This is a genomic window from Helicobacter cynogastricus (assembly GCF_900197855.1).
In the GTDB taxonomy this organism is placed as follows: domain Bacteria; phylum Campylobacterota; class Campylobacteria; order Campylobacterales; family Helicobacteraceae; genus Helicobacter; species Helicobacter cynogastricus.
Genome location: NZ_FZMQ01000015.1, coordinates 71850 through 83003 on the forward strand (window position 1 = coordinate 71850; position 11154 = coordinate 83003).

Genomic DNA, 11154 nt, shown 5'->3' on the forward strand with positions numbered 1-11154 from the left:
TAAGGCTGCTAGAGCCTTCCAACTTGCTAGGCGGGGGTTAGCGACTTTCCCACTTCCCCTTTAAGCACTAAAGAAACTTCATAAGCTAGAAACTCCGCTACACTGCCCTTAAAGTCGCCCATTTGAGGCATGGTGTCGATTTTTTGATGCTGGGCATAGGTCCAGTCCTTGCCCTTTAAATTGATGGTGTCCTCTATGTAGTGGTCTTTATAAAAGTTTGTTGCGCGCTTTTTACCCAGCACTAGGGCAATCAGCTCAGCGTAACGCTCCTTAGCGTGATCGGTGTCGCGTAAATTTGTGCTCGCTCTTGCCTTTTTGCGCGCCGCTCTTGTGTAGCCATCATTGCTAAAGTCGATGAATTTCACTAATTTATCTTCAGAGTGAGGTGTGCCCACTTCAAAGACATAAATGGCAGTCTGCACACTGGACTTACCTACAAATAAATCTAGGGGCATTTTAATGCTGGCTATTAAAGTGCTGTGTTCTAAAATCTGTGCGGTGTAGGGCCATCCATTCCCACTTCCGGCGTTTTCTTGAATAATCACCACCGCGCGCCCTTTTTGCATCCTCTCTAAGGCCTGTTTTACAAAAATAAAGCCCTTGCCCTTTGCAGAGTAGGGCGGATTGAGCAAGAAAACATCCGCTTTAAAGGGTGTGTCTTTGCGATCGCCCTGTTCGTATTTAAGAGGCGCGCCCTCTTTAAAATCCACTAGGCTATCCTTGTGTAGCAAGTTCGCGCTTCCATCGCCTAGTAAGAGCATGTTTAACACTCCAAGCAGGTAAATGTCCGCGCGCTTTTCAATGCCCAAAAGCTGGTAAGCGCGGATATGGGCGATCTTTTCCTCTCTTTTTTGAGGGCTAGTGATTTTCTCTGTGCAATCTTTGATCATCTTGTTCATGCTAGAGACCAAAAACGCGCCCGAGCCAGTAGCATAGTCCCACACATAAGAGTCTTGATGGACCTGTGCGAGCTCGACCATTAAATCTACCACCATGCGCGGGGTGAGCACCACATCGTTCTTTTCGCTATCGGGCACTTCAAGCCACTTGGTGATCGAATTAAAGAGTCGCCCGGCGATGTCAGCTTGGCTGAGTTTTTTTACTAAGGGAAACACCCCCTCTAAAAAACGCCCATAAATGGTTTTTAGCGGGCTTTGCGTGGTGTTGGTGCTAGTGTAGCTGTTGCAAAACCATAGCTTGGAGTGGATAAACGCGCTTTTGAGTTCATCCACCACCATGTCGATTTTCTCTTGGGGTAAGTTTTTGGCATTTAAAAACGCCCTGATCCTGCCTAAAAAGGTGTGTCCATCATTGATGTCTTTATCCTGTTCGCTTTTTAAGTCCTCTAGGCGCAAAGGGGAAATCTTATTAGCCACCCCACTAGCTGCCATGATCATCCCCACGAGCAACGCCACGCGCTCATTAGGATTAATATTTAAAATCTCATCGTGTAAAAACTGGTTGAGCTTGTTGAGTTGTGTCTCGGTTTGGCTCTCTAAAGTTTCAATCGCTTGAGCGCGCGCCTCCTCGCTGAGAGTAAGATTGTCTAGCTTTCTCTCCAATTCTTCTAAATGGCTTAGAATGCTCAAGTCTTTAAAATCGCCGATCTTTTGGGGCACGGCTAGGTGTTTGGCGTGCAGGTAGTAAAGGGCGTATTCTTTATGCAACCTGCCTTCTTCTTCATAGCCATTAATCCCAATGGCGATCGCCTCGTTGTAGCTGTGACTATAATCTAAGATCGCATTGGCATAATGCAACGCGCCATTGAGAGCGTAGTCTTTAATGGCGTTGGGGTTGAGCTCTAAGTGTTTATCTTTGCTAAATTTTGCTAAACGCCCTTTAAGTCCCTTGACCTCTACCATCACGGGAATGTGGCGTAATTCTTTGGTGCTTAAAAGCAATTTAAGATCGGGATAATTGCGCCCACTCCCCCCACTCTTTGAGGGGGCTTGTTCTAGGGCGCGTTGGATTTCTTCATTAACGGGGGCTGTTTTGGTGTAATAGGGGATATGGAGCGTTTTTAACTCGGATTTAACTAAATCCTCAATGTGTTCTTCTTGGCTGGGCATATTTTCCTCTCACTAAAATGGGGTATTATAGGAGATTTTGACTTTGCTTTAACCTCCTGCTGTGCTAGAATACCCCTTATTTTCCAAATATTAAAGGAATGCCATGCACCAGATTAAAGTCTTTTTATGCGATTGTGATGGCACGCTCACTGATGGGGGCATGTATTATTTAGAAAATGGGCAACAATTTAAAAAATTCAGTGTCGCTGATGGGATTGGCTTTGAGTTGCTCAAAAGTGCGGGCATTAAAACGGGCATTCTCACCGGCGAGGTTACGCTCATCGTAGAACACCGCGCTAAAAAACTTAAAGTAGATTATCTCTATCAAGGCTGTAGCCCACAGGGCAAATTAGAGGCTGCGCGTGAAATTTGTGCTAAAGAGGGGATTAGTTTGGAGCAAGTGGCTTATGTGGGTGATGATGTCAATGATCTCCCCCTTTTAGAGCAAGTGGGGTTAAAAGCCTGCGTGCAAAACGCCCACGCGCATTTAAAGGCTTTGCCGGGGATTCTTGTGTCAGATAAAAGGGGCGGGGAGGGGGGAGTACGTGCGTTGGTGGATTGGATTTTATGCCATCCTAAGGTTCTCTTATGAAAGAAGCTTTAAAAGCGCGTATGCGCTCTTTGGCCACTTTATTGTCTAACAATTCTCTAGCCAAGCGTTGCTATCAAGGGCATGGGGTGATTTTTATGTTGCATGCTATCCCGCAAGTTTCCAGCGGAGTTGATCCTAGCGCGTCCTTTTTAGACCACTTTTTGGAGTGTTTGAAAAAGGCGGGTTATAGTTTTGTGTGTTTGGATGAGATTTGTCATCTGTTCACTCACAATAAGCCTTTTAAAAACATCGCGCATTTTACCCTTGATGATGGCTATGCCTGCACTCTGCACAACGCTCTGCCCGTCTTTAAAGCCCATAACGCTCCTTTTACAACTTATATTTGCACGGATTGCATTAGTAAAGAGGGCATGCTTGATTGGGCAAGTCTGCATACCCTAGCCCAAGAATCTTTGTGCACCATTGGCGGGCATACCAAGAGTCACCCACGCCTAAGTCAAATCAGAGAGAGAGAGAGAGTGCTAGAGGAGATTGCAGCGGGCAACACCCTTTTAAAGGAGCATCTAGGGACTGAGGTTGAACACTTTGCCTACCCCTATGGAGGATATAATGCGGCCGGACACAGAGAAGTTGAGATTGTCAAAGAATTAGGACTTAAAAGCGCGGTAACCACAAGAAGAGGCACACTCTACCCCACTCATAAGGATTTTTTAGCCTGCCTGCCCCGTGTGATGCTTACACAGAATTTTAAACTCCATGAGATTTGGCGTATCCGTAAATACCAAGTAGCGACTTTATGAAGGTTATTCACCTCAACGCTACGCTCACTGGAGGCGCGGCGCGCGCGTGTTTGCGCTTGCATAGCGCGCTTTTAAAGGAGGGGATAGATAGCTTCGTGTGGGTGCAGGATACACGGGGTGGAGTAGTAGATGATCGCATCTTATGCCCTAAAAGCACTCTGGGCAAATTTTGGGCGCATGTGCGCCCCTATTTAGACAAAGCTCCGATCTTGCTTTATCCCAAACGCAAAAAAGGCACTTTTAATTTAGGTTGGCTACCCTTTAGCCAGGTGGTAAGTGCGCTCAACGCTTTAAAGCCAGACATCGTGCATCTGCATTGGCTAGGGCGTGGGGTGTTACCTTTGAGGGATTTGCCCAAAATTAACGCGCCCTTAGTGTGGAGCTTGCATGACATGTGGGCTTTTAGCGGAGGCGATCACTACTACGATGATGAGAACGAACATACCTACAAACATTCCTGCATTTTAAATAGCCCTTTTGAGCGCGATTTAGCCACCTTAGGATTTGGCATGAAGCAAAGGGCTTATGCAAAAATTCCTCATTTGTGTATTGTGGGGGTGAGTTCTTGGATTTCTAGGTGTGCTGCTCAAAGTGCGCTTTTAAAAGATAAAACCCATGTCGTGATCCCTAATCCCATTGACATAGAACTTTACAAGCCCCTAGATAAAAACTTTTGCCGGCAACTCTTAGGGCTACCCACTTCTAAAAAATTAATAGGCTTTGGGGCGATGGAGATAGGCAACCCCATTAAGGGTTATGATCTTCTGCTAGAGGCTCTGCAAAAACTAGAGTCCACGCAGATAGAATTAGTGGTCTTTGGTGCAAGCGCGCATATGTTTAATTTACCCTTTAAGGTCCATTATTTAGGCACATTGAAAGATAATGCAAGCCTAGTTGCCCTCTATAACGCCCTAGATGTGCTCATTGTGCCCAGTCGCCAAGAGGCCTTGGGTTATACGGCAATGGAAAGCTTGTCCTGCAATACGCCCGTAGTAGCCTTCGCTGTATCAGGATTAAGAGATTTGGTTAAACACCAAGAAAACGGCTATCTAGCCCACCCCTTTGATACCACCGATTTAAAAACGGGCATAGAATGGGTCTTAAATGCTCCTGACTATCCCAAGCTTTGTGCTCATGCGCGCGCGCGGGTGTTAGAGCGCTTTAGCGAAGCGGTGGTCGCCAAGCAGTATCGCGCGCTCTATGAGAAAATCATACCATGTTAGACTACCTCATCATCACCCCTTTACCCGTCTTTTACAAGGTGAATCTTTATAACGAATTAACTAAATCCCTAAAAATTTGCGTGGTGTTTTTGGCAAGCCACACCCAAGAGGTGCGCTCCAAAGATTTTAACACCCTAGAAAAGGCGCGTTTTGATTATTGTATGCTTTTTGAGGGCGCGTTGCAACAACGCCCTATGTGGAACAATGCTACCAAATTGGTCAAAATTTTAAGACAAAGACCCTATAAAACGCTGTTGCTAGGGGGGTGGGATTGCTTAGAGTTTTGGGTGGGGGCGTTTTTAAGCTCCAAATCATGTAATGGTGTAGTGGTGGAGTCAAGCATTATGGAAAGCGCTACTGGTGGGTTTAAAGGTTTTTTAAAACGCCTTTTTTTAAAGCGCATCTCTAGGGCGTTTGTGTGTTCAAACCTACATGCTAAGCTTTTAGAAACTCTACACTTTAAAGGCGCGCTTAAGATCACGCACGGGGTGGGAATTATTAATAAGCCCAAGCTTATTAGAGGGGATCGCCCCTATATGCAAAAATTTATCTGTATCGCCCGCTTGACACCTGTAAAAAATTTAGAATTTTTACTTGGCGTGTTTGCTAAGTTGCCTAACCTATCTTTAAGCCTTGTAGGCACGGGGGAGTTAGAGAAATCATTAAAAAACATGGCAAGTTCGAATGTGGTCTTTTTGGGGGCGGTGGAAAACACGCGCCTAGGCGCGCTTTTGTGCGCACATGATGTTTTGATTTTGCCCTCTTTGAGTGAAACATGGGGTTTGGTGGTAGAGGAGGCTTTAGCTGTGAATTTGCCAGTCTTTGTAAGCAAGGCTTGCGGGGCGCAGGTGCTGGTGCAAGAGGGAGTTAATGGATATCTTTTTGATCCACAGGATGAAGCGCAGTTAAAAGAGTGCTTAGAAAAGTTAAGCCCTGCTAGTTACCAAACCCTCCTAGAGGGGGCTTTAAGCCGGAGTTTAGAGATTAAAGATAGCGCACAAATCAAGGCGTATTTGTGAAAATTTCTATCATTAGCGTTGTTTTCAATGGAGCTAAAACCCTAGAATCTGCACTCCAATCTGTTTTAACACAGCATTATCAAGAAGTAGAACACATCGTGGTAGATGGGGGGAGTTGTGATGGGAGTGTGGAGATTTTAAAGCGTTATGGCGCGCATTTGAGTTTTACAAGTGAACCTGATCAAGGACTCTATGACGCGCTGAATAAAGGCATCGCGCGCGCGCGCGGAGAGGTTATTGGCATTTTGCATAGCGATGATATTTTCGCACACCCCCAAGTCTTGCACAAGGTCGCTAAGAGTTTCCAAGAACACCCAACAGCGCAGATGGTCTATGGGGATTTGATCTATGTCAAAGACTCCCAAGTCGTGCGTTATTACCAAAGCGGAGAGTTTGACCCCAAACTCTTTTTTTATGGGCGTGTGCCCGCACACCCGAGCGTATTTGTGAAAAAGAGTGTCTATGATCGCTTTGGGGGCTATAAGATCGATTATAAAATTTCTGCTGATTATGAATGGCTGTTGCGAGTACTGGTGTTGGGTGGAGTAAAGTGGGTATATCTCCCTGAAGTGCTGGTAAAAATGGGGGTTGGGGGGTTGAGCACGCGCGGGCTAAAAAGCCTTTGGATTGCCAATAAAGAAAACTTGCGCGCGTGTAGGGAAAATGGAATCAAAGCCCACTGGGGAACGATGTTATTGAAATACCCCTATAAAATTAAAGGATTGTTTAAAAGGTCTTAAAATTAAGACTTTTTAATTATTTAATAGACTACAATAACCTAAAAATCCTCTAGGAATGCAGATGTCTCAAATTCTCTCTTTTTGGCATTACCTTGTGCCTGTGGGCGTGGGCTTAATTCTTTCTTTTTTGCCCGTTCCAGAGGGTTTAAACCCAGTGGCGTGGCTGTATTTTAGCGTTTTTATCGGCGTGGTTTTAGGCCTCATCATCGAGCCTGTGCCTGCCTCCTTTGTGGCTGTCATTGGAGTGGCGTTGTGCGTGCTCTTGCGCATAGGTCCTAGTCCTGAGCATGTAAGCCCCAGTGCAGCCATCGATTGGGGCTTAAAAGGCTTTGCTAATAAAACCGTGTGGTTGGTCTTCATCGCCTTTATGCTAGGTTTGGGTTATGAAAAAAGCGGATTGGGCAAGCGCATCGCTCTATGGCTCATCTCCCATTTGGGTAAAACCACTTTAGGTTTGGGCTATGCGGTCGCTCTAGCCGATCTAGTTCTAGCCCCTTTTATCCCCTCCAACTCTGCGCGCAGTGGGGGAATCATTTACCCCATTGTGGCCAATATCCCCCCTTTAGTAGGAAGCCATCCGGACAAAGAGCCCCAAAAATTGGGGGCATATTTGATGTGGGTGGGGATTGCGATCACTTGTGTAACTTCCTCCATGTTTTTCACCGCCCTAGCGCCTAACTTGCTCGCGATGGAAACCGCACTAAAAAGCAATGTGCCTGAAATCTCTTGGTTGGGCTGGTTTTTGGCCTTTTTACCCGCTGGGCTAGTGCTCTTTTTGCTCACTCCTTATTTGGCTTACCACCTTTGCAAACCCACGCTTAAGGGCTCTCAAGAGGCGTGTTTGTGGGCTAAAGAGGAGCTTCAAAAAATGGGCAAAATGCACCATAAGGAAATTTTGATGTGTGTTTTAAGTCTGCTCACTCTGGCCCTTTGGATTGGGGGCAAGGCTTTTGGGGTGCAGGCGACCACGACCGCGCTTTTAGCGATGGTGCTGATGGGACTTAGCCGTATCATTAGTTGGAAGGACATTATTTCCAATAGCGCAGCTTATAATATTTTCTTCCTCTTTGGGGGGCTGATCACGCTGGCTAGCGGGCTTAAGAATGTGGGCTTTTTGCAGTATTTGGGGGATTTGACTCAAAGTTTTATGGTGAATTTGGGCTTTTCTAGTCTTAGCATGGTGGTGATCTTGGTGGTCGCTTTTTATCTTTTGCATTATTTCTTTGCCAGCACTACTGCTCATGTGAGCGCGCTTTTAACCCTCTTTATTAGCATGGGGGCGGGCATGGCCGGGGTTAATGTGCAAGAATTGGCCCTCTTTTTAATGTTAGGCTTAGGACTGATGGGGATTTTAACCCCCTATGGTACGGGGCCCTCTTTGGTGTGGTATGGTAGCCATTACATACCGGGCGCGCAGTTTTGGAAGCTAGGGCTTATCTTTGGCTTGCTGTATTTGATCGCCCTTTGTGTGCTCTGCGTGCCTTGGGTGGAATTAGTGGCGCATCGCTGGCTATAAAAGACGCGGGACTATCTGTGTGTCTAGTTGTCTTAACTCTTAGTATTAGATTTGTTGGCCGCTCCATAGGCAAATCTGACATAGATGGCTAGACTGATAAGTAGAGCAGAGACCCCAGCAGTCAAATACACAGCGTAGATGATCTTATTGGGCGAACTAATACTAAATTTAAAGACTAACATTAGGGCTTCAATGGCTAAAGCAATGATAATCGAGCCTAAAAAACGAATCATGGTGCGGTGGATGGCGTGGTGGCTATCCCCACTATTCTTACCTAAGACTTCTTCTTCAAAGATAGCCTTGACAAGGTCGACGGTGGCTAAAGCTAGAGTTAATAACACAATGGGATGGAAAACCTCTTTAACATCAAAGCTACTAAAATGCGTGAAAGCGGTGTAGAGACTTGAGAGGCTTTTAATAAAGAGGAGCAAAGAAACAAGAGATAGGGTGATAGAGATGCCAAAATACATCACCACACTACCTTCAGCAAAGATTTTATAATGCTTAGAAGAAGAGCTTAGAGCGATGGCAACCTTGATGGGGATGTGCATGCACACCACATAAAACAATTCCTCCTTATCATTATAGATAGGATAGGCAGCTGTAACCACTAATCCGCGATTGCTTCTTGTAGGGTAGGGATTGGTTAAAATACAACGGCGTTCAGCAATAGCTTCATAAAAATACCCTCTTTCTAAAGAGTTTTGCGCAAAGTTGCCCTTAACATTGCCTTCTTCATCGATCAGGTTTCCATTCACATCCAAAATAAAAATATCTTCTTTAATGCGCACTTCTTGTTTAATGCGCTCCATAGCAAGTTGGATATATTTTAAAGTAGGTTCTTTGAGGTAATTTTTAATGTTTTGGGTTAAGAGGTAAGAAACATAGGCGTAAAGCTCACTTTTTACTTTAGCGTATTCAGTAACATCTTTAGAGAGCATGGCCAGTCTTTGGAGAGGATTTTAATTGGCTTTCTAAGGCCTGCAAGCTTTTTTGATAAAGCTTGTTGAGAGCTTGAACAAGCGCGTCATTATAAATTTGTAAATCGCTACGGCGATCATTGGGGTCGCTATCTAGTCTGTTAGCCCGCAAGATGGGTTGTTGCACCCTTGCATGGATTTCTAACCCACAAAAGGGAGTGTGGGATTGCGCACATTCAAACTTAAGCGTGCTAGTAGCACTCAATAGACGCAAAACGCGCACGGGATCAATGCCGTTATTATCGGTTGCCTTAAGCAAGGCTTGGGTTTCTTTTAGGGTTTTTGGAGTCTTCTCAAAAGCGAGTCGTATTGTACCCTGAAGTCTAGCACTAGGAGCATCGGTGGCACTAGGATAGCCAAAATGCGCCAAAAGAAGACCCACGCCTTTTTGAAGGGCATCTGTGTAGTGCTTTTGGTAATAATGAGGCACAAAATCCTTAAAGAAAGTCAGATTAGGAGGTTGCAAGGCGACATAGCCCTTTGGGGGCACTTTAGGAGTTGTGCTTTCATATTTTAAATCTAAGGAGGGAGGAGTGAAAATTCCATGCGTGCAAGCTTCAAAAAAAATCAATGTGAAAAAACCTATATAAAGTCCTTTAAGCAAAGGATTTTCCTTGCAACGCGCCACAATCTAGGGTGTAAATATGGCTAGCAATGTCTAAATTCGCTTGATTATGTGAAATGAGAATAATCAAGCGGCCCTCTCTTAAATTATAGATAGTCTGCTTGATTCCCTCCTCTGTAACGCGATCCAGAGCTGAGGTGGCTTCATCAAAGATGAGCACGCTAGCATCGCGATAAAGCGCGCGCGCGATAGCGATTCTTTGGCGTTGTCCCCCGCTTAAATTTGCCCCAAATTCCTCTAAAGGTGCGCCTATTCCACCTAATGCCTGCACAAACTCTAATGCCTGTGCTTGTTTCAAACAAGCATGCACCTTTTCCTCTTGAATGTCCAAACCATAGGCGACATTTTCTGCAACACTGCCTTTAAAAATAAAAACCCTTTGGGTTACAATACCGATATGATCGCGCAGGCTCTTTTGTTGTAAAGATTCAATGGGCATTCCATTAATCAAAATATCTCCAAAACTAGGCTCATAGAGCCGTAAAATCAAATTGATCAAAGAGCTTTTCCCGCTCCCACTTTTGCCCTGTATGGCAACAATTTGATTTATTGCCAAGTGTAGGTTAATGTTTTGTAAAGCGTATTGATTAGATTGCTCATAAGTTAGATTCACATCTTTAAATTCAATGGCGCGAATAGGTTCTTGCAAGGTTTGTGTGCCATCGCTAATAGCTGGAGTGCGCCCTAAGATTTCAGAAATTCTCTCCCCTGCTACAAACGCTTCTTGAAAATTGGAGGCAATTCTTACCAATCGCTTAAAGGGCGTGTAGAGCATAAATAACGCGGTGATGAAAGAAAAAAACGCCCCCACGCTAATATGCCCTCTGATTACCTCCAGCCCACCTAAATAAATCACCAAAGCAATAGCCAGCGAGCCCAAAAGCTCCATCAAGGGCGAGGATATTTCAGCCACAGCAATATTCTTAAGCCCGAGCTTAAAAAACATTTCATTTTCTTTTCGGAAAGCTTGGGTTTCTAGCATTTCTCCATTAGAGGTCTTGATCACCTCAATATTGTGAAAAATCTCTGATAAGCGCGCGGTCATATTCGCATTGGTCTCTTGATTGGCTTTGGAAAGTTTTTTGACCTTGCGGATGATTTTACTCAAAGGAAAAGCCGCTAAGGGCATGATCACCAAACCCACTAAAGCAAGCTTAGGGCTTTGATAAATCACCACACCTATTAAGCCCAAAACGGTTAATCCCTCTCTAATTGACTCTGCTAAATAGTTGGACAAACTAGCGCGCACTAAAGCAATGTCATTAGTGATACGCGCAATAAGCTCCCCTTTTCTAGTGCGGTTAAAAAAACCTATTTCCATTTTTAAAAGGGTTTCTAGCATTTGGTGGCGTAATTGTTTGATGATGTCCAAACCAATATAATTTGTAAAATAAGTTTGAAGATACATGCCCGCACTCTTACCAAAATACGCCAAAATCACCAAAAAGGGCAAAATGGTGAGCATATGCACATCTTTTTTAATAAAGATGTCATCTAAAGTTGGTTTGACTAAATAAGTCCCCCAAGCCGTGCTCAAAGCCACCACAATAGAGGCTAAAAAAACCACAATAAAAGACTTATAATGCCCCCGCAGGTGGGGGTAAAAACGCTTTAAAAAAAGTTTCAAAT

The 11154-nt window shown here is 44.7% G+C and carries 10 protein-coding genes; 6 read left to right on the forward strand and 4 right to left on the reverse strand.

The window, feature by feature from the left end; translation table 11 throughout:
• Positions 1-26: 26 nt before the first annotated feature.
• Entirely contained in the window at positions 27-2069 is a 2043-nt protein-coding gene (locus tag C6H00_RS06920; RefSeq protein ID WP_104750263.1) for an HsdM family class I SAM-dependent methyltransferase, read from the reverse strand.
• A gap of 103 nt (positions 2070-2172) precedes the next feature.
• Here C6H00_RS06920 and C6H00_RS06925 point away from each other — a divergent pair, with 103 nt between their 5' ends.
• The 6 genes from C6H00_RS06925 to C6H00_RS06950 all read left to right on the forward strand — a co-directional run bounded on the left by C6H00_RS06925 (position 2173) and on the right by C6H00_RS06950 (position 7920).
• Positions 2173-2661, forward strand: a complete 489-nt coding sequence (locus C6H00_RS06925; protein ID WP_104750264.1) for a KdsC family phosphatase — start codon at positions 2173-2175, stop codon at positions 2659-2661.
• Entirely contained in the window at positions 2658-3422 is a 765-nt protein-coding gene (locus C6H00_RS06930) for a polysaccharide deacetylase family protein (RefSeq protein WP_104750265.1), read from the forward strand. Before C6H00_RS06925 ends, C6H00_RS06930 begins: the two co-directional genes overlap by 4 nt.
• Positions 3419-4645, forward strand: coding sequence for a glycosyltransferase (locus tag C6H00_RS06935; RefSeq protein WP_104750266.1), 1227 nt, complete (start codon positions 3419-3421; stop codon positions 4643-4645). Before C6H00_RS06930 ends, C6H00_RS06935 begins: the two co-directional genes overlap by 4 nt.
• The gene (locus C6H00_RS06940; protein ID WP_104750267.1) at positions 4639-5664 is read left to right on the forward strand and encodes a glycosyltransferase family 4 protein; all 1026 of its coding nucleotides are present in this window, start codon (positions 4639-4641) and stop codon (positions 5662-5664) included. Before C6H00_RS06935 ends, C6H00_RS06940 begins: the two co-directional genes overlap by 7 nt.
• Positions 5661-6404 carry a glycosyltransferase family 2 protein gene (locus C6H00_RS06945; protein ID WP_104750268.1) on the forward strand — a complete coding sequence of 248 codons (744 nt, stop codon included), beginning with the start codon at positions 5661-5663 and terminating at the stop codon, positions 6402-6404. Before C6H00_RS06940 ends, C6H00_RS06945 begins: the two co-directional genes overlap by 4 nt.
• Before the next feature lie 61 nt (positions 6405-6465).
• Positions 6466-7920 carry a DASS family sodium-coupled anion symporter gene (locus C6H00_RS06950; RefSeq protein ID WP_104750269.1) on the forward strand — a complete coding sequence of 485 codons (1455 nt, stop codon included), beginning with the start codon at positions 6466-6468 and terminating at the stop codon, positions 7918-7920.
• A 32-nt stretch (positions 7921-7952) separates the two neighbouring features.
• Here C6H00_RS06950 and C6H00_RS06955 read toward each other — a convergent pair whose 3' ends face one another.
• From C6H00_RS06955 to C6H00_RS06965, 3 genes are read right to left on the reverse strand one after another with little or no spacing between them, the layout of a single operon-like run.
• Positions 7953-8861, reverse strand: a complete 909-nt coding sequence (locus C6H00_RS06955; protein ID WP_104750270.1) for a PDC sensor domain-containing protein — start codon at positions 8859-8861, stop codon at positions 7953-7955.
• Entirely contained in the window at positions 8851-9504 is a 654-nt protein-coding gene (locus C6H00_RS06960; protein ID WP_104750271.1) for a hypothetical protein, read from the reverse strand. Before C6H00_RS06960 ends, C6H00_RS06955 begins: the two co-directional genes overlap by 11 nt.
• Positions 9497-11152 (reverse strand): ABC transporter ATP-binding protein, encoded by a 1656-nt coding sequence (locus tag C6H00_RS06965; RefSeq protein ID WP_104750272.1) that lies wholly within the window; start codon positions 11150-11152, stop codon positions 9497-9499. Before C6H00_RS06965 ends, C6H00_RS06960 begins: the two co-directional genes overlap by 8 nt.
• Positions 11153-11154: the final 2 nt, after the last annotated feature.

Excerpts from the sequence above, each read along its gene's own strand:
- C6H00_RS06920 (WP_104750263.1), bottom strand. The coding sequence starts at position 2,069 with ATGCCCAGCCAAGAAGAACACATTGAGGATTTAGTTAAATCCGAGTTA.
- C6H00_RS06925 (WP_104750264.1), top strand. The coding sequence starts at position 2,173 with ATGCACCAGATTAAAGTCTTTTTATGCGATTGTGATGGCACGCTCACT.
- C6H00_RS06930 (WP_104750265.1), top strand. The coding sequence starts at position 2,658 with ATGAAAGAAGCTTTAAAAGCGCGTATGCGCTCTTTGGCCACTTTATTG.
- C6H00_RS06935 (WP_104750266.1), top strand. The coding sequence starts at position 3,419 with ATGAAGGTTATTCACCTCAACGCTACGCTCACTGGAGGCGCGGCGCGC.
- C6H00_RS06940 (WP_104750267.1), top strand. The coding sequence starts at position 4,639 with ATGTTAGACTACCTCATCATCACCCCTTTACCCGTCTTTTACAAGGTG.
- C6H00_RS06950 (WP_104750269.1), top strand. The coding sequence starts at position 6,466 with ATGTCTCAAATTCTCTCTTTTTGGCATTACCTTGTGCCTGTGGGCGTG.
- C6H00_RS06955 (WP_104750270.1), bottom strand. The coding sequence starts at position 8,861 with ATGCTCTCTAAAGATGTTACTGAATACGCTAAAGTAAAAAGTGAGCTT.